This window comes from uncultured Kordia sp., from assembly GCF_947489565.1.
Lineage (GTDB): Bacteria > Bacteroidota > Bacteroidia > Flavobacteriales > Flavobacteriaceae > Kordia.
In genome coordinates, this window is sequence record NZ_CANLEA010000003.1 from 122048 (window position 1) to 139724 (window position 17677).

Annotated in this window: 23 protein-coding genes; 15 read left to right on the forward strand and 8 right to left on the reverse strand. The window is 33.3% G+C overall.

Annotation, left to right across the window (positions count from 1 at the left end; all coding sequences use genetic code 11):
* Positions 1 to 70: 70 nt before the first annotated feature.
* Positions 71 to 748: a hypothetical protein gene (locus tag Q0845_RS05325; protein ID WP_298510249.1), complete on the reverse strand. Its 678-nt coding sequence runs from the start codon at positions 746 to 748 to the stop codon at positions 71 to 73.
* Between the two features lie 168 nt (positions 749 to 916).
* Here Q0845_RS05325 and Q0845_RS05330 point away from each other — a divergent pair, with 168 nt between their 5' ends.
* Both Q0845_RS05330 and Q0845_RS05335 read left to right on the forward strand, forming a co-directional pair.
* Positions 917 to 1411, forward strand: a complete 495-nt coding sequence (locus Q0845_RS05330; RefSeq protein WP_298510251.1) for a GTP-binding protein — start codon at positions 917 to 919, stop codon at positions 1409 to 1411.
* Between the two features lie 89 nt (positions 1412 to 1500).
* Positions 1501 to 1854, forward strand: coding sequence for a hypothetical protein (locus Q0845_RS05335; protein WP_298510253.1), 354 nt, complete (start codon positions 1501 to 1503; stop codon positions 1852 to 1854).
* Between the two features lie 32 nt (positions 1855 to 1886).
* Here the strand turns inward: Q0845_RS05335 and era are convergent, their stop codons facing one another.
* A complete protein-coding gene (gene era / locus Q0845_RS05340) occupies positions 1887 to 2771 on the reverse strand; it encodes a GTPase Era (protein ID WP_298510255.1) in 885 nt (294 codons plus the stop codon).
* Between the two features lie 250 nt (positions 2772 to 3021).
* Here era and Q0845_RS05345 point away from each other — a divergent pair, with 250 nt between their 5' ends.
* The 6 genes from Q0845_RS05345 (at position 3022) to Q0845_RS05370 (ending at position 7779) form a co-directional block, all read left to right on the forward strand.
* Positions 3022 to 3690 (forward strand): TetR/AcrR family transcriptional regulator, encoded by a 669-nt coding sequence (locus Q0845_RS05345; RefSeq protein ID WP_298510257.1) that lies wholly within the window; start codon positions 3022 to 3024, stop codon positions 3688 to 3690.
* A 32-nt stretch (positions 3691 to 3722) separates the two neighbouring features.
* Positions 3723 to 4016 (forward strand): hypothetical protein, encoded by a 294-nt coding sequence (locus tag Q0845_RS05350; RefSeq protein WP_298510260.1) that lies wholly within the window; start codon positions 3723 to 3725, stop codon positions 4014 to 4016.
* 161 nt (positions 4017 to 4177) lie between these two features.
* On the forward strand, positions 4178 to 5770 hold the full coding sequence (locus tag Q0845_RS05355; protein ID WP_298510262.1) for a SulP family inorganic anion transporter: 1593 nt from the start codon (positions 4178 to 4180) through the stop codon (positions 5768 to 5770).
* A 224-nt stretch (positions 5771 to 5994) separates the two neighbouring features.
* Positions 5995 to 6621 carry a carbonic anhydrase family protein gene (locus tag Q0845_RS05360; protein WP_298510265.1) on the forward strand — a complete coding sequence of 209 codons (627 nt, stop codon included), beginning with the start codon at positions 5995 to 5997 and terminating at the stop codon, positions 6619 to 6621.
* 1 nt (position 6622) lies between these two features.
* Positions 6623 to 7321: a DUF2490 domain-containing protein gene (locus Q0845_RS05365; RefSeq protein WP_298510270.1), complete on the forward strand. Its 699-nt coding sequence runs from the start codon at positions 6623 to 6625 to the stop codon at positions 7319 to 7321.
* A 296-nt stretch (positions 7322 to 7617) separates the two neighbouring features.
* Positions 7618 to 7779, forward strand: a complete 162-nt coding sequence (locus Q0845_RS05370) for a Lacal_2735 family protein (protein WP_290680543.1) — start codon at positions 7618 to 7620, stop codon at positions 7777 to 7779.
* 88 nt (positions 7780 to 7867) lie between these two features.
* Here the strand turns inward: Q0845_RS05370 and Q0845_RS05375 are convergent, their stop codons facing one another.
* A complete protein-coding gene (locus tag Q0845_RS05375) occupies positions 7868 to 8224 on the reverse strand; it encodes a hypothetical protein (protein ID WP_298510274.1) in 357 nt (118 codons plus the stop codon).
* Between the two features lie 174 nt (positions 8225 to 8398).
* Between Q0845_RS05375 and Q0845_RS05380 the strand changes: the two genes are divergently transcribed.
* From Q0845_RS05380 to Q0845_RS05395, 4 genes are all read left to right on the forward strand, one after another.
* Positions 8399 to 9034, forward strand: a complete 636-nt coding sequence (locus tag Q0845_RS05380; RefSeq protein WP_298510277.1) for a Crp/Fnr family transcriptional regulator — start codon at positions 8399 to 8401, stop codon at positions 9032 to 9034.
* A gap of 70 nt (positions 9035 to 9104) precedes the next feature.
* Positions 9105 to 9902 (forward strand): sulfite exporter TauE/SafE family protein, encoded by a 798-nt coding sequence (locus Q0845_RS05385; RefSeq protein ID WP_298510280.1) that lies wholly within the window; start codon positions 9105 to 9107, stop codon positions 9900 to 9902.
* A gap of 88 nt (positions 9903 to 9990) precedes the next feature.
* A complete protein-coding gene (locus Q0845_RS05390) occupies positions 9991 to 11397 on the forward strand; it encodes an MBL fold metallo-hydrolase (protein WP_298510283.1) in 1407 nt (468 codons plus the stop codon).
* 162 nt (positions 11398 to 11559) lie between these two features.
* Positions 11560 to 11904 carry a rhodanese-like domain-containing protein gene (locus Q0845_RS05395; protein ID WP_298510286.1) on the forward strand — a complete coding sequence of 115 codons (345 nt, stop codon included), beginning with the start codon at positions 11560 to 11562 and terminating at the stop codon, positions 11902 to 11904.
* A gap of 62 nt (positions 11905 to 11966) precedes the next feature.
* On the opposite strand, the gene Q0845_RS05400 is transcribed toward Q0845_RS05395, so the two are convergent.
* The 5 genes from Q0845_RS05400 to Q0845_RS05420 form a co-directional block, all read right to left on the reverse strand.
* On the reverse strand, positions 11967 to 12260 hold the full coding sequence (locus Q0845_RS05400) for a DUF1330 domain-containing protein (protein ID WP_298510289.1): 294 nt from the start codon (positions 12258 to 12260) through the stop codon (positions 11967 to 11969).
* 17 nt (positions 12261 to 12277) lie between these two features.
* Positions 12278 to 13180 carry an NAD(+) diphosphatase gene (gene nudC, locus Q0845_RS05405; protein ID WP_298510292.1) on the reverse strand — a complete coding sequence of 301 codons (903 nt, stop codon included), beginning with the start codon at positions 13178 to 13180 and terminating at the stop codon, positions 12278 to 12280.
* On the reverse strand, positions 13173 to 13508 hold the full coding sequence (locus Q0845_RS05410; RefSeq protein ID WP_298510295.1) for a helix-turn-helix domain-containing protein: 336 nt from the start codon (positions 13506 to 13508) through the stop codon (positions 13173 to 13175). The genes nudC and Q0845_RS05410 overlap by 8 nt, the downstream gene beginning before the upstream one ends.
* Before the next feature lie 129 nt (positions 13509 to 13637).
* Positions 13638 to 14147 carry a hypothetical protein gene (locus Q0845_RS05415; RefSeq protein ID WP_298510299.1) on the reverse strand — a complete coding sequence of 170 codons (510 nt, stop codon included), beginning with the start codon at positions 14145 to 14147 and terminating at the stop codon, positions 13638 to 13640.
* Positions 14148 to 14297: 150 nt separating this feature from the next.
* A complete protein-coding gene (locus tag Q0845_RS05420) occupies positions 14298 to 14882 on the reverse strand; it encodes a class I SAM-dependent methyltransferase (protein WP_298510302.1) in 585 nt (194 codons plus the stop codon).
* A 113-nt stretch (positions 14883 to 14995) separates the two neighbouring features.
* Here Q0845_RS05420 and Q0845_RS05425 point away from each other — a divergent pair, with 113 nt between their 5' ends.
* The 3 genes from Q0845_RS05425 (at position 14996) to Q0845_RS05435 (ending at position 17215) form a co-directional block, all read left to right on the forward strand.
* Entirely contained in the window at positions 14996 to 15553 is a 558-nt protein-coding gene (locus Q0845_RS05425) for a YeeE/YedE thiosulfate transporter family protein (RefSeq protein ID WP_298510305.1), read from the forward strand.
* A gap of 3 nt (positions 15554 to 15556) precedes the next feature.
* Positions 15557 to 15973 (forward strand): DUF6691 family protein, encoded by a 417-nt coding sequence (locus Q0845_RS05430; RefSeq protein ID WP_298510308.1) that lies wholly within the window; start codon positions 15557 to 15559, stop codon positions 15971 to 15973.
* A 102-nt stretch (positions 15974 to 16075) separates the two neighbouring features.
* Positions 16076 to 17215, forward strand: a complete 1140-nt coding sequence (locus tag Q0845_RS05435) for a hypothetical protein (protein ID WP_298510311.1) — start codon at positions 16076 to 16078, stop codon at positions 17213 to 17215.
* Positions 17216 to 17677 lie beyond the last annotated feature (462 nt).

Sequence of the window (17677 nt, forward strand, 5' to 3'; positions counted from 1 at the left end):
ATTATGTACGTACTATTTGATATAACTTTCTAACATAAACGCACACATACTTCATATCATATTCTGAGGACTACTTTTTTGTTGTTTTTACAGCAAAAGCATTTTCCTTGTAAAGTTTCATGAACAGTTTTGGATCAAATTTCATTTCATATTTTGGATTGATCTGATTTCGTTCGAATCTAAATTGTACCAATTCATTTAGAAATGATGAAAGTCCGCCAAAACCACTTTTAGTATCAAATCCCACAAAAGAAACTTTCATGATTTTATTCTTAAAATAGAATGTATAGTATGCTCCAACGTTATTACTCAAAGGTTTTTTATACAAAACATAATCTCCGTTTGCATAATAAAGATGCAATTTCTCACTAGAGTTTTTATACCTTTCTATGTATTTTTCATCTTTTTCAACCCAATATTTATAAATAGCATCAACAAACTTTTTTCGGAGACTATTATCATCATCAATCGCAATTTCTAAGAGATAGTTAGCCGTTACAGTATCAAATGTTCCTCCTGTTAAGTTACAAGATGTTTGCACTCTTATGTTACTATTTATTTTAAATCTTTGGACTGGAATTGGCTTCTTATCAAAAAATGTACTTGTAGAATCTGAAAGCTTTTCAATAGTATTATATCTCAACATAAGACCATCTAGAAGCGCCAAACTATCTTTTGGAAGCTGTGTTTTTTGTTGTGAATATCCGCATATACTCGCTAGCAACACAAACATACATACCATTCTCATAGCATTGATTTTTAGTATTTATAAAAGTAATCGATTGTATTGTAGAATTAAATTTGAGATTGATAAAGTTTTCATAAATCATTTTAATTCTTGTCAAACCAACATGATATATATCAGTCTTATTTTTAACGGAATGCACTATTTTGGAAGCCTAAAAAAGTATTTGTAATGAGTTTAGGAGAAGAAATTGTATTACGTCCGCGGTTTCAAATAACGATTCCAGAAGCATCTGAAAGTATATTAAATCGTTTGGAAGCAACTAAAAAAACACAGAAAGATTTTGTGGTTTCTCGAATTGATCAGCATGTTTTTATAAAAATTCCGAAACAACAACAGCATTTTTGGTCGCCGCAATTGCATCTAGAAATTGATGAGATTGATGATCATAATTGCCTGCTTCATGGATTATTTGGACCAAGTCCGACCGTTTGGACCTTTTTTATGTTTTTGCACTTTTTGGTGGCATGTTTGTTTATTGGATTTGGTGTTTGGGCGTATTCCAATGCTACTTTAGGGAATTCGTATGCTATTCAAGTTGCGTGTATGTTTTTCATGGTATTGGTTTGGTTTTCGTTATATCTTGGTGGTCGTTGGGGAAAAGCTACTGGAAAACAGGAAATGCATGATTTGTATGGTTTTTTGAAAACTATGATTGAGGTGTAATTTTCATTTTTACACTATTTTTTCATAGTAATTATGGGAATCCACAAAGTTATTAATATGAGATTATCTTATTTTATAAATTAAAAGATATGACTGAAGCACAAAAAAATGGTTTAGAATTGAGTCAGTTTGTAAACACCCACAAACTGCGAAATAAAAATGGAATCATTCTCTTTAATGCATTAATATCAATTTTCACTACTAAAAACAAACTACTAAATCAACAATTAGAGGTGATGATTTCATTTGATAATTACAATAGTTATGGAGACTTGAAGTTTTTAACTGGTGAGCTAGATCCCTATTTATTTCCAACAGATTTTGAGGCTAAATGGCAAAAGTTTGAAAATGAACCTGATCATCTACTAATTACTGGAAATCATACTCAAAATAAAGATATTGGGAAGTACAGCGTTAAAGTTACACCTTTAGGGCTAATTTAATGCTTAAAATTCCATCTTAAAGTATCTAAAAACTACTTATTGTTATACCCAAAACGCTTCAATTGCTTAGCATTGCTACGCCAGTTTTTGTTAACTTTTACATACAATTCAATATGGATTTGCTTCCCAAAAAACTTTTCCAAGTCTTTTCGAGATTGCATTCCTACAGTTTTTAGTGCGCTTCCTTTGTGACCAATGATGATTCCTTTTTGAGTTTCGCGTTCTACCATGATTACAGAGCGAATTCGGATGATGTTTTCTTCTTCAAAAAACTCTTCCGTCTCTACTTCTACTGCATATGGAATTTCCTTTTTGTAGTTTAATAAGATTTTTTCGCGAATGGTTTCGTTGACAAAGAAACGTTCTGGTTTGTCTGTCAATTGATCTTTTGGATAAAATGCTGGCGATGCAGGTAATAATTCAATAATTCTTGAAAATACTTGTGGTACATTGAAGTTTTCCAACGCTGAAATCGGATAAATTTCTGCTGTTGGTACTTTTTCCTTCCACAATTCCATTTGCTCTTCCAACTGTTCTTGTGACGATTTATCAATCTTATTCAACAATAACAATACAGGAATTTTACTGTTGATGATCTTTTTGAAAAATGCTTCATCTTTTAAGCTTTTCTCTCCAATTTCTACGATATAAATTAATACATCAGCATCTTCAAAGGCAGACTTCACAAAGTCCATCATAGAAGATTGTAATTCATACGCAGGTTTTATAATTCCAGGTGTATCTGACAAAATCACCTGAAAATCATCTCCATTTACAATTCCCAAAATGCGGTGACGTGTAGTCTGCGCTTTTGAGGTAATAATGGAAAGTTTTTCACCAACAAACGCGTTCATTAAGGTTGATTTCCCAACATTTGGGTTTCCAATAATATTTACAAATCCTGCTTTATGTGTCATATATTGTATTGATATTCAAGTATTGTTCTGTCGATCTTAGATTTTCTAAAAAAACAGCATTCTACTTCTCCTTTACAGCATGCAAAAGTACACATATTTCCCAAGAAACATTGGTTTTCCTGCTTTTTCATTGTTTTGATTTTCAAACAATTCTCATTTATTTTTTTAATTCATTACACATTTTTTTTCAAAAAAAATAGTTAAACTTTTATTTTTCAATAGTATTACTATTATATTTGTAATTAGTAGTATGGATCGTTTGCAAATACATATCGTTATCAGTGAAGAACTCTACACGAAAAATCCTGAATCGTCAGAATTGGGTAAAAAAATCGTGTCGCGTAGTATTGAAATGATTGATGAATTGGGTTTTGAAGCATTTACATTCAAAAAACTCGGACAGTCAATTGGTTCTAACGAGAGTTCTATTTACCGCTATTTTGAAAGCAAACACATGCTGCTAGTGTATCTGATTTGTTGGTATTGGAGTTGGATTGAATATAAGTTAGTATTTGCTACGACAAATATTCAGTCGAAAGAAGAAAAATTATCTGCTGCGGTTGAAATTTTGACACGCAAAGTAGATGTCGATAATTCTTTTTCATACGTAAATGAAGTTATTTTGAATAGAATTATCATTGCAGAATCTTCCAAAGCGTATCATACCAAAGATATCGACACCGAAAACGAAAAAGGATATTACAAAGTATATAAACGTGTTGTGCAACGTGTAAGCAATATGGTAAAAGAGATTAATGCAGATTTTGATTGTCCGCAAATGTTAATTTCAACAGTTATTGAAGGCGCGCATCAACAACGCTATTTTTCAGAACATTTGCCATCATTGACAAACGTTCAAGAAGGAAAAGACACTATTGTTCAATTTTATAACAATTTAGTTTTTAAAGTAATTAACTAAGAATGCTAAACAACCACCAAAATATATCAAAATTGCTAAAACAACTTCCGTTTTTGCTGGTGATGTGTGCATTATTGTCACAACCTATTATACAAACGTATTCGATACTTTCTGATTCTAATATAGAAGTTGCAGACTTTGACTTTGAGGATGATACCGAAGAAGAAGCTGAAGATGCATCGGAAGACGAAAAAGTAACACAAGATTCAATTCATTTTATACTTGCTACCAATGATTTATCTTTGTACAATTCTCACTTTTATGTACAAAAATCAAATCTTTTGCACAGCATTGAAATATTGATTCCTCCGCCAGAAATGGTCTAAATTACCGCTATGTACATCGTGTACATCGGAACAATTTTCTGTGTATTCTCACAAACTAAAAACACAGTAAAAAGTTCAATTCTCAAAAAAATAAGCTAACTACGAATTTGAAGTAATGTGTATATCACAACTTTCTATTCAAAAAACATTTACTTACTATCATGCATAGTTCAAACCCATTTAAAAACTTGAAAGCGGATTTACCCGCTAGTATTATTGTATTTTTCGTCGCTCTTCCTCTCTGTTTAGGTATCGCTATAGCCAGTGGAGCTGAACCTTTTGCTGGTTTAATTGCCGGAATTATTGGAGGAATTGTTGTCGGAGTTATGAGTGGCTCACAAATTGGTGTGAGTGGTCCTGCCGCAGGTTTGGCAGTTATTGTACTTACCGCGATTAACACACTTGGTTTCGAAAACTTTTTAGTAGCCGTTATTATTGGTGGTGCGATTCAAATTGTCTTTGGAATTCTGAAATTTGGAATTATTGGATATTTCTTTCCATCCTCTGTAATTAAAGGAATGCTAACCGGAATTGGTATTATTATTATTTTAAAAGAAATACCACACTTTTTCGGTTATGATAAAGATCCACAAGGAGATTTTGCCTTTTTTCAAGTAGATGGAGAAAACACATTTTCTGAAATCTTAAACTCTGTCAACCATATTAGTATTGGGGCAACTTTAGTTGCTATTACTGGATTGGCAATTTTGATTCTTTGGAATACCGTTTTATCTAAAAAAGGAAAAATCTTTCAATTGATCCAAGGACCGCTAGTGGTAGTAGCTTTAGGAATTATCTATTTTGCATTGACTCAAGGTAACGATACTTTTGGAATTTCTGCAGAACACATGGTAACAGTGCCTGTGCCTGGAGATTTTGATTCGTTCATAGGACAATTTACATTACCAAACTTTGAAGCAATATACGATTATAACATCTGGATTACTGGTTTTACCATTGCATTGGTGGCTAGTTTAGAGACATTACTTTGTGTAGAAGCTACCGATAAATTAGATCCGTTAAAACGTGTAACACCAACAAACAAAGAATTATTAGCTCAAGGAACAGGAAACGTAGTTTCTGGATTGATTGGTGGATTGCCAATTACGCAGGTAATTGTAAGAAGTTCTGCAAATATTCAATCTGGTGGACGTACTAAAATGGCTGCCATTGTACACGGTTTCTTATTATTAATTTCTGTGATTTTAATCCCAGGTTTATTGAATATGATTCCACTTTCTGTATTAGCAGCAATCTTATTAATTGTAGGATATAAATTGGCTAAACCGAAATTATTCTTACAAATGTATAAAGCGGGTTGGAAGCAATTTGTACCATTTATTGTAACGGTATTAGGAATTGTTTTCATCGATCTTTTATGGGGAATTGGATTAGGTCTTGCAGTTGGTATTATAGTGATATTATACAAGAGTTTCCAAAATTCTCACTTCTTACACATTGAAGATAAGAGTAACGGAAAGCATAGAATTAAAATGACACTAGCTGAAGAAGTAACTTTCTTTAATAAAGGAGCTATTTTAAAAGAATTAGACAGTTTACCAAGAGATACATTCTTAGAATTAGACGTTCGTAAAACACGTTTCTTGGATAATGATATTATCGAAATATTAGAAGATTTTTCAGAAAAAGCACGTAACCGAAACATTGACATCAAGTTAATTTCAGAACGTGGTATTGTGGAAAATCCACCTAGTTTTATAGAATTCTTTCAGCTAAGACCTAAAACTACTTAAGTAGATTCTAATCAAAAAAGATGAATTAAAAGATATTGCTACAACAATTTCTAAAAATAATATTGGATTGTCATACATCAATCCGAATACAAAGAAAAGTTCGGAATCTTTAAGCAATCTAAAATCTAACTTTAAAGAAGCGATTCAAAAAATCAACGTACTGATTTTAATCGTGAATAATAAATCAACAATTCAATTACAATAACACTATAATTAATTATATAATGAAAGCACAAACAAAAGAAACACAGGCAGTAATGACTCCAGATTCTTCAATCCAAGCATTGAAAGACGGAAACCAACGCTTTGTAGAAAATACGCAGGTTTCTCGTGACTTACTAGATCAAGTTTCAGACACAAGCACAGGACAATATCCATTTGCGACAGTTTTAAGTTGTATAGATTCACGCGTTTCCTCTGAGCTTATTTTTGATCAAGGAATTGGTGATATTTTTAGTGTTCGTATTGCTGGAAACTTCGTAAATGAAGATATTTTAGGAAGCATGGAATTTGCTTGTAAACTTGCAGGAACAAAAGTAATCGTAGTTTTAGGACATACAGCATGTGGAGCTGTAAAAGGTGCTTGTGATCATGCTAGACTTGGAAATTTAACAGCATTGATCAACAAAATAGAACCTGCAGTAGAAGCTGTAACTGAGCCAACAGACGAAAGCTTACGTAATTCAAAAAATATTGAATTTGTAAACAATGTTGCGGCTAAAAACGTAGAAATGACAATCGAAAACATTCGCCAGCAAAGTCCTGTATTAGCAGAATTAGAGCGTGATGGAGACATTAAAATTGTAGGCGGAATGTACGATATCAGTAATGGTAAAGTAACTTTCTACTAGGATGAAATTAAACATACAGAAAAAAATTATTGTCCTGCTATTGTGCATGACACCACTAATGAGTTGGAGTCAGGATGAAACAGGAAATTGGTTGATGTATTTTGGATCAAACCGAATTAGTGAAAAATTTAGTATTCACTCGGAAGTTCAATTTCGTAACCATACCGTATTTCCTAACAATACAGAACAATGGTTGCTACGTACAGGATTAAATTATCATTTTACAAAAAATGCTTTTGCAACGGCTGGATATGCCTACATTGGAAGTTTTGTGTACGAAAGTGAACGCGATAGTCCGGAAACGGAAGAACATCGTATTTGGCAACAATTGATTACGAATAATTATTTAGGACGTGTAAAATTTGAACATCGCTACCGTGCCGAACAACGTTGGGTAGAAGGCGATTTTAAAACACGTTTCCGTTATCGATTGATGCTGTTCATTCCAGTAAACAAACCAAAAATGGAACCTGGTGCATTTTTCTTCGGTGTCTATAATGAAATCTTTGTCAATGGACAAGAAGAACTGTTTGACCGAAACCGTTTGTATGGTGGTATTGGTTATCAGTTAAATAAAAACCTGAATTTACAAACAGGAATGCTCTACCAAAGAGTGCGTACCACTGGAAAAGGCTACTTACAATTTAGCGTTGTATATAATACCGATTTGCGTAAAAAGAAAAAGGAAAACGATAGTTAAAAGAGTTAGCTTATTTAATACTGAGAAAAACCGAAAGTTTCTAATAGAAACTTTCGGTTTTCTATTTTTTTAAGGTTTAAGAAAAATTGGAAATCCAACATTAACTCTTATGAATTCAATAGTAAATGATTAAAAATACAAAACATTACTGCAAAGAGTTCACGACGTAACTGTCTGTTACAATCATATTCCTATTTTATTTAGAAAATTCTCATACTTTCAAATTTAAAAATTTAGCATTTTACATTTATCATTCCATTGTCGTATCTTTACAAGGCTATAAAAAAGAAAAAATTATGTTCGGACTATTCAAAAAGAAATCAGAAAAAGACAAACTCTATGAGAAGTATCAAAAGCTAACTCAAGAAGCTTTCAATCTGTCTACATCAAATAGAAAACTAAGCGATCAAAAAACTGCCGAAGCAGAAGCGATCATGAAACAAATTGAAGCGTTGTAAAATTTCACAAAATGTATTTATGAGAAAAGCTGCTTGTAATAAGCAGCTTTTTTAGTGTATTAAACTCTGTTCTCAGTTCAATTAATGTTCATTCTCGTTTACTAGCAGTAACTCTTTTCAAGACAATAGTAGCTTTTCCTTTTTGATCGAATAATGTTAACATTGAATCATCACAAGACTTAATTGTTGCCTTATTTTCGTTACCATTAATGACAACTACAATATCATTCCCTTCTATTGTAAATTTTTCTGTTTGAGGTTCTGAATTTCCCAAAGCAACCGTGACTGTATTATCTTTCTTAAAAATCATAGAACCTTCTTGACTACCTTCATTAATGGTTTCTATTGCCCAATCACCATATATACAATCTTTATCTTGCGCAAAAATGGAACCTGATATAAATACCAATAAAATCCAAAAGCGAGATATCATAAAATTTTTCATCTTGTTATTTTTTTAGTTGTCATAAAAGTAAGCATTTTTACGTGGAATAGATATTTCTTACAAAGCAATAATGTAACCAATGTTACAGCACAGTATTTTCAAAAGCGGTAATTTTGAAAATCAAATACTTTCATTACTTTTAGAAAGCTATGATAAAAATCTAAATTGTGCTTCATGATTCAAGAACTTAAAGACAACTACGGACATCTCTTTGAAGAAGATTTACTCAATGAAATTGCACACGTAGGAACATTTAAAGAAGTGCCTGCAGGTTTTACCATGATGGCCATTGGCGATTACGTACGCGGAATGCCTTTGCTTGTTTCTGGAGCCATTAAAGTGATGCGAGAAGACAAAGAAGGAGACGAATTGCTATTGTACTACTTAGAAAGTGGTGAAACCTGTTCTATGACCATGAATTGTTGTATGGGGCAAACCAAAAGCGAAATCAAAGCTGTAGCCGAACAAGATACCACACTTATTATGGTTCCCATTCAAAAAATGGAAGAATGGACTGCAAAGTATAAAACTTGGCGCGATTTTGTGTTTCAAACTTATCATAACCGACTCAATGAAGTATTGCATATATTGGATAGTGTAGCGTTTGAAAAAATGGATCAACGCTTACTAAACTATCTTAAGGAGAAAATTCGCATCAATAAATCAAACACAATTCACAATACACATCAAGAAATTGCTTATGATTTACACAGCTCGAGAGTAGTCATATCAAGGCTTTTGAAAAAATTAGAGCAAATGGGACGCATAGAATTGCATAGAAATCATATTAAAATCATAAATTTAGCCTGAATATGTAACTTTTGTTACTGCAAAATCATTGCATGTACTATACTTTGCACTGACAAATATTTGAACAATTATGGAAATACTTGGCTATGTTAGTGCCTTGGTTATTGGAATTTCTCTAGGTCTTATTGGCGGCGGCGGCTCAATATTAGCTGTTCCTGTACTTGCGTATCTATTTGCTGTAAACGAAAAAATAGCAACCGCATACTCTTTATTTATTGTCGGAACAAGTGCACTTGTTGGTGGACTTAAACAGCACTTAAAAGGATTTGTTGACTGGCGTACCGCAATCGTTTTCGGAATTCCTTCCATTATAGGCGTAACACTGGTTCGCTATTATGTAATTCCTTCTTTACCTGATACTATATTTACCGTAGGAGACTTTGAATTTACACGCAGAATGGGCATGTTTGGCTTGTTTGCAATGCTTATGTTTCCTGCTGCCATTTCTATGCTGAAAGAACGTAAAGAAAAAACAAACTCAGGACAAGTTTCATATAATTATCCGCTCATTCTTTTGGAAGGTTTGGTCGTTGGAGCAGTTACCGGAATGATTGGTGCTGGTGGCGGTTTTTTAATTATTCCTGCGTTGGTATTATTGGCTAATGTAGAAATGAAAGTCGCTGTAGGAACTTCATTAATTATTATTGCCTTTAAATCTTTATTAGGTTTCTTTTTAGGCGATGCGATAACCATGGAAATTGATTGGCAATTTTTAGCAATTTTCACTTCCATTTCTTTAGTTGGAATCTTTATTGGAAGTTACTTAGGAAATTTTATCGATGGAAAAAAACTCAAAAAAGGATTTGGCTATTTTATCTTCATCATGGCCATTTTTATCTTTTATATGGAATTTTTTGTGAAGCAATAAAGACTTCAAAAAACACGATTCTGTAACACAAGTTACTGTGTATGAATGTTTGACTATGTAATTTTATATCATCTTAAAATTACTACTTATGAAGATTGAACAAATATATACAGGCTGCCTAGCACAAGGCGCATATTACATCGAAAGCAACGGCGAAGTTGCTATTATTGATCCATTACGCGAAGTACAATCGTACATTGACAAAGCACAACAACAAAACGCTAAAATCAAATACATTTTTGAAACACATTTTCATGCTGACTTTGTGAGCGGACATGTAACTTTAGCAAAACAAACTGGTGCGCCAATTATATACGGACCTAATGCAACACCAGCGTTTGATGCTATTATTGCACAAGACAATCAAGAGTTTCGTTTAGGAAATAGTACGATCATTGCTTTGCATACGCCAGGTCATACCATGGAAAGTACTTCGTATTTATTACGTGATGAACACGGGAAAGATCATGCATTATTTAGCGGAGACACTTTATTTTTAGGCGATGTTGGCAGACCTGATTTAGCACAAAAAACAGGAGAAATTACCGTAGAAGATTTGGCAAGTCATTTATATGATAGTTTGCGTAAAAAAATTATGCCTTTGGCAGATGATGTCATTGTATATCCTGCGCACGGAGCGGGTTCAGCTTGCGGAAAAAATATGATGAAGGAAACGGTAGATACTTTAGGCAATCAGAAGAAGGTAAACTATGCGTTACGTGAAGATATGACACGAACAGAATTTATCAAAGAAGTTACGGAAGGTTTATTACCGCCACCAAGTTATTTCCCAGACAATGTAAGACTCAATAAAGAAGGCTATGATGATATTTCGAAAATCTTACAACGTGGTACGACTCCTTTGTTGCCAACAGAGTTTGAAGTCATTGCCAACGAAACCAATGCTATTATCTTAGATGTGCGTCATCAAGATGATTTTGTCAAAGGACATATTCCGCGTTCTATATTCATAGGATTGGATGGAAGTTTTGCTCCTTGGGTTGGCGCTTTGATTGCCGATATTCAACAACCTATTTTATTAATAACACCCGAAAATCGCGAAGAAGAAGCTGTCACGCGATTATCGAGAGTTGGTTTCGATCATACCTTAGGATATTTACAAGGAGGATTTGAAGCATGGAAAAAAGCTTCGAAAGAATATGATACTATCAGTTCAATGTCTACCAAAGCTTTTCAAGAAAGTTTCCAAAAAGAAACACTCATATTTGACGTAAGACGCACCTCTGAATTTACTTCAGAACATATCCTAGAAGCAAAAAATACACCATTAGATTATATCAACAATCATTTAGCGGAGTTTCCACAAGAAGATACATTTTATGTGCATTGTGCTGGCGGTTATCGAAGTGTCATTGCTGCTTCTATCCTAAAAAGTAGAGGCATTCATAACCTCATCAATATTGAAGGTGGATTTAAAGCCATCAAAGAAACCACAATTCCTATTTCAGAATTTGTGTGTCCATCGAGTTTGTAAATACTATTTGAGTGCAGTTGAGCAAAAAATGTTTTGAGTTTGTTATGGTATAATCGCTCGGCTGCGCTCAAAAATAATAATCATATATTTTGTGACTAAGGTTACTGTATACTATCAACAGACACCCTATTTTTGTAACAGAAAACCTCTAAATCTGAATACATGTCTTTTTTCAATTCCTTATTTGGCGCAACATCAAAAGCTACTGAAGCCATCGAAATTATAGATGCTATAGCTTTCAAAGAAGCAATTTCCGCTGAAAACGTTCAATTAGTAGATGTACGAACAAAATTAGAATACAATGCGGGACATATTGAAAACGCTATAAATATTGACTTTTTTGATCGTTCAAATTTCGCAGAAAGCTTTGCTAGTTTTAACAGAGAACAGCCTATGTATTTATATTGTCGTTCTGGACATAGAAGTCAACGCGCAGCCAAAAAGTTAGCTAAAATAGGCTTTCAAAAAATCTACGATTTACAAGGTGGTTTTAAAGCTTGGAAGTAAATACTATTATATAAAAAAAGCGACTTAAACACATAACTTAAGTCGCTTTTTCATGTTATCTTCTACTCACTAATATAGGCTTCTAACTTAGAAAATGCTTTTTCTCTGTAGGGAATTAATGCTTGATATGCGTCACTCTCAAATACTGCATTAAGCGCATCCATATCTGGAAATTCCATGATCGATACGATATTCGGTGTATACGCACCAATCAATGGTTTCGTGACTTTAAACTTATTCACAGGTTTTGCATTTACTTTTTTGTAAAGATCACCTACTTTTTCGATATAGTGTGACAATTGTTCTTTTCCTTCTGGATTGATCGTACCTACGATCGTTACATTTACTTTTCCCATGCTTTTAATATTATTTGTTAACTATTTTGCTTGACCCATTGCATGATAATGTAATGAGAAATAGAATCTTCTCTAGAAACCACGAGTTTCTTTGCTTGCACTAATTCTGTAATCTCAGCAGCTGAAAACCATTGTGCTTTCTTGATTTCTTTATCGTCTATTTTAAATTTTTTACTATTTGTTTTCGCTGTAAAACCTAGCATCATAGAAGCTGGAAATACCCAAGGTTGCGAAGCCACATAGTTGATATGACTCACATCCACATTTACCTCTTCTTTCATTTCTCTGACTACGGTATCTTCTAAGCTTTCTCCTATCTCTGAAAATCCTGAAAACAACGAACACATATATCCATAATCCTTTTGATGCATATTCAACAAACACAAAGGCGATTGATTCGTTCCTTGATATTCTATCAATACAATGACTGCTGGATTAATTCTTGGAAAATGCGGAATTCCACAACTTGAGTTAGTACATTTTCGACGATGTCCTTTTTCTTCCATTACCGTTGAAGCGCCACAATTGTTACAGAATTGATGTGTATTATTCCAATTGATAAGACCTTTTGCATACGCCAATAAAGATGCTTCTTGTTCATTGATAAGATGTAGACAATCACGAACAGAAAGTAACACTACATTTGGAAGATATTTTGCAATGGTTTCCTGTGCTATCTCCGAAAGATCAATACACCAAACCTCTTGATTGTCAACAATACCTAAAAAATAATACTTATCTGTTTTGCTGACTAATTCCATGGGCGTTTGCATCAAAACCGAGGCAGTTTCGCCTTGAAGCACAAAAAAGTCTCCTTTATACATTGGAACAAACGAAATATTCGTTACATCCGTAACAACTTCACGTAATTCAGCAGCTCTATTAAATTGTTTATTACTATAAAACTGTACGTTATGCATCTTCCTTAAAGTTTTTTGCCCATACTCTAGCCCATGATTCTAATGGTGCTAACAACTCAAAAATTTCTTTTCCTTGCTCGGTGAGTGCATAACCATCTACGGTTCTTTCTATTAAAAAAGCTTTGGTTAGTTCTTTGATTCTTCTGTTGAGTGTTGTGGGAGAAATGGACTCGCATCGTTCCTGTAAAGCTCTAAACGTACAAGAACCTTCATTCAACCTCCAAATAATTCCCATTGCCCAACTTCTTCCTAATAAATCAAAAAGCGCCATTAAATGGTTTCCTGATTTTGATCCTCTTACGGGTTTGCCTGGAATTGGTAATGACATATTAAATAAATTTGCTACATTTTACGTAGCAAAGCTACACAATGTGTAGCAAATAAAAAATAGAAATGTTATTTATTTTGAATTCAAAAGATCTTAATCCAAATTAAAGCTTAGAAGTCCTTTTAAAAATCAATATACCGTTTGAACGTATAAATGATTCAATGTTTTGTCCACACAAGATTCTTCTTGAATTTTGGTTGTCAAATTTATGATTTCTAAACCATACGTATTGGTAAGACGTGCTGATATTGTTTGAAAAGCAGGAAATTCACTCAGTACTTTAAGTTGGTATTTTGTCACAAGTTTTGCAATCTCTTCTTTGGTGGTTTTAGGATGAAAACTAATATCAATTGTTCTTTGAAGACCTACTCCATAGTTCATCTCGATATCATAAATTTGCGGTCCAAAAAATTGTATTTTATCGTACGAGTATAGTGTTTGATATATGTTTCTTAGCGTTATGCTATCCATGACTGTGTTTTGAAAAACGAGTTTTCTGTAAAAAACATGCCCTATTTTATCATCTGCGATTCCTTTGTGTTCTATGGTAAATTTATAGTTTTTAAGCAGTTTTAAAAGCTCTTTGTCTCTTTGTTCATTTTTAATGCTATCGTGTAACGATTCATTTATCAAACTCAAATAAAATACATTTGGTTTTATGTCTTTTGAATACTTTTTCACACCGTGTTCCCAATAAAAATTAGGTACAGTCGTATTGTTTTGACAAAAAACGTTGGTCAAACTAAAAACAAACAAAATACATATACTAATTCTCATAGATGATAAAAATTACTTCATTAACACCAAGGTTGTCATGCTTCGTAAGTCACTGACATTGGTACTTTTCACATGTTCCAATAATGAAAGTTGATGTGTTACCATCATTTCATTTAATAATGAACGTGTCAACAAAAAGCGTTCCGAATCATCTGGTAAAAAATACACACCGTTGTGCAAATGTTTGGGTTTTCCTTCAATACCAATATCCGAAGTCATTCGTATAAATAAGCTTCCGCCCTTTTTCAATACACGCACCAATTCTGAAAACATCGTTTTAAAATGCGCTTCACTTTTTGCAAAATGTAGTACGGCATTGCACAAAATATGATCAAAAATAGCTGATTCAAAAGGTATATTTTCTAAAGCTGCTACTTTGAAATTGGCAGAAAGTTCAGGATATCGCTGTTGAAGGTCTTCAATTTGTGCTGCATTCGTATCAATGGCATAAAACGTATAATCGCTTTCATGGAAATAGTGTAAATTTCGTCCACTTCCACAACCTGCATCTAAAATTAAGTCGTCGTTTTTGTAGCGTCCTTTTAAAATTTGATCGATCAAATAAATATCTGCATTCCCTAAAATTTCAGTCAACATTTTTTGCTTCATGCATCTAAAATAAATAAACAAATACACATTTTAACAACTCTGTAACTTAAGTTACTTTCTACTGCTTTTTATTTTCTTTTTTTTGTTAGAAATTACTTGTTATGGAATGGATATATGAACCTTGGCCATGGTACGTTTCTGGTGTGATGATTGCGCTGGTCATGTTTTTATTAATTATGGTTGGAAAGAACTTTGGAATGTCTGGAAACCTGCGTACAATTTGTAGCATTTGCGGTGCCGGAAATAAAGCAGGTTTTTTTCAGTTTGACTGGAAAGCACAGCGTTGGAATTTAATCGTAGTGCTAGGAACTATTATTGGCGGATTCATTGCTCATGAATTTTTAATGATCGATGATTCGGTGGCTATCAACTCAGATACTGTGGCAGATTTACAGTCTTTAGGATTCAAAAGTGCAGGAAAAGCCTATCTCCCTGAAACCTTGTTTTCTCTAGAAGCTTTTACAGATATAAAAAGTCTTTCCTTATTAATTATTGGCGGATTTTTAGTTGGTTTTGGCGCTCGATACGCTGGCGGTTGCACTTCTGGTCATGCCATTTCTGGTTTGAGTAATTTACAAGTCCCTTCTCTCCTAGCCGTCATTGGTTTCTTTATTGGCGGTTTATTGATGATTCATTTTATTTTTCCTTTACTTTTTTAAATTATGAAAAGAACACTCGCTTATTTATTGATCGGAATTGTATTCGGAATTACCATGATGAAGTCAGAAGCAGCTTCCTGGTTTCGCATTTACGAAATGTTCAAATTTGATTCGTTTCACATGTACGGAATTATTGGAATTGCATTTTTCTTGGGTGTAATCATGACACAAATTATCAAACATTATAAGGTGAAATCATTGTATGGGGAAACTATTCAATTTCCACCAAAACAAAAAAAAGTGCTTCGATATGCCTTCGGCGGAATCATTTTCGGATTCGGTTGGGCTTTGGCAGGCGCTTGTCCTGGACCAATGTTTACATTACTTGGCGCAGGTTTTCTTCCTGTTGGTATTCTCATTGTTGCAGCATTGGCAGGAACTTTTGTATATGGATTGTTGAAAGATAAGTTGCCACATTAATTCTGGTATTGGATTTTAGGTTTTTGGTGTTAGAAAAATCATAAAGAAATACTATATTAAAAAAGTAATCGTTTCATAATTTAGACAACTTAAAATCCAATAATGAAACGAATTTTACCTTTACTTTTTTTAATGCTTGCTATGGTTTGCTTTGCGCAAGATCAAGATATTTTTGAAGTAACAGTGGATGCCAATGTAGAAAATGCCAATGATGCTAATGAGAAAGAAATTATAGCACTTTGGACGGCTTATTTACAATCTGGCGAATATAAAAATCCAGCAACTCCTTTTTGGGACACAAGTCAGTATCGCATTCCAGATGATTTTTTATGGATGATTGATCTTAGATCATTGCGTACGCGAACTCCCAAAGTCCAATGCACTGTATTAGGTGTATTTGCAGTTGAAAACGATCATTATGCGATTAAAACTTCTTTAGCACATCTTACGGAAGATAATACTATTGTTTTAGAAGCCATTCTTTCTGTATATGCTAAAAAAGTGAATGGAAAATATGTACTCGTAAACAGTTCACAATACCACAAAGGTGTTTGGCAAAAAAAGCAGATTGGTGCTATTACCTATTATATTCACCCTACACATCAATTTGATGAGAAAGATGCTGCTAGAATGAATGTTTTTAACGAAGAGATTGCAAAAATTTTCAAGGTCGCTCCTATTTCGTTTGATTATTTTGTGAGTAGTTATTCCAGAGAAATTGTACGTTTGTTAGGCTATGATTATATGGCAAAAATTTACATTCCGGGACAAACTGGTGGCGTTGCCGATATCCAGAATCGAATTGTATATGCTGGAAACAACTCTGCCTATTATGCGCATGAGTTGGTTCATATTTACACTCACGAACTGTTCCCTGAAGCAAATCATTTTTGGTTGAATGAAGGGTATGCAACGTATATGGATGGAAGCGGCGGCTATGATTTGGCTTGGCATACTAAAAAGCTTAAAGCGTATCTTTTAGAAAATCCAGATTTTGAAATTTCATTGAGTGAATTACGCGGTTATATTCCGAATGGCGAACATCATACAGAGTTTCGATATGTTATTGGCGGATTGATTTGTAAAAAGGTGTTTGAAAAACATGGAATGAAAGGCGTTATTGATGGTTTGCGAACTGTAGATACAGATGATGATTTTTTTAAGTTTATTAAAGAGAAATTAGGCGTAGATCGAGATGATTTTTCTGCGTATGTTAGAAAAATTGCTACTGAACAGTTTTAGTCTGATTATTATAAATACATGTTTTTGTCACGAATTCACGAATTGTTTTTGTGTTGTTTCCTTTGAATAATTGGCACAAATCGTTTCGATTTCAAAAGAAAGTAGGTTGTTTTTTTATAGATTGTACTTCGGAAGTATCTCAATTCTAATTAAAGCTTCACCACGAATTCACGAATTGTTTTTGTATTGCTTCCTTTGAATAATTGGCACGAATTGTTTTGGTTTCAAAAGAAAGTAGGTTGTTTTTTTAAAGATTGTACTTTTGAAGGTATCTCAATTTTAATTAAAGTTTTACCACGAATTCACGAATTGTTTTTGTGTTGTTTCCTTTGAATAATTGGCACGAATTATTTCGATTTCAAAAGAAAGTAGGTTGTTTTTTATAGATTGTACTTCGAAGGTATGTCTATTCTAATTAAAGTTTTACCACGAATTCACGAATTGTTTTTGTATTGTTTCCTT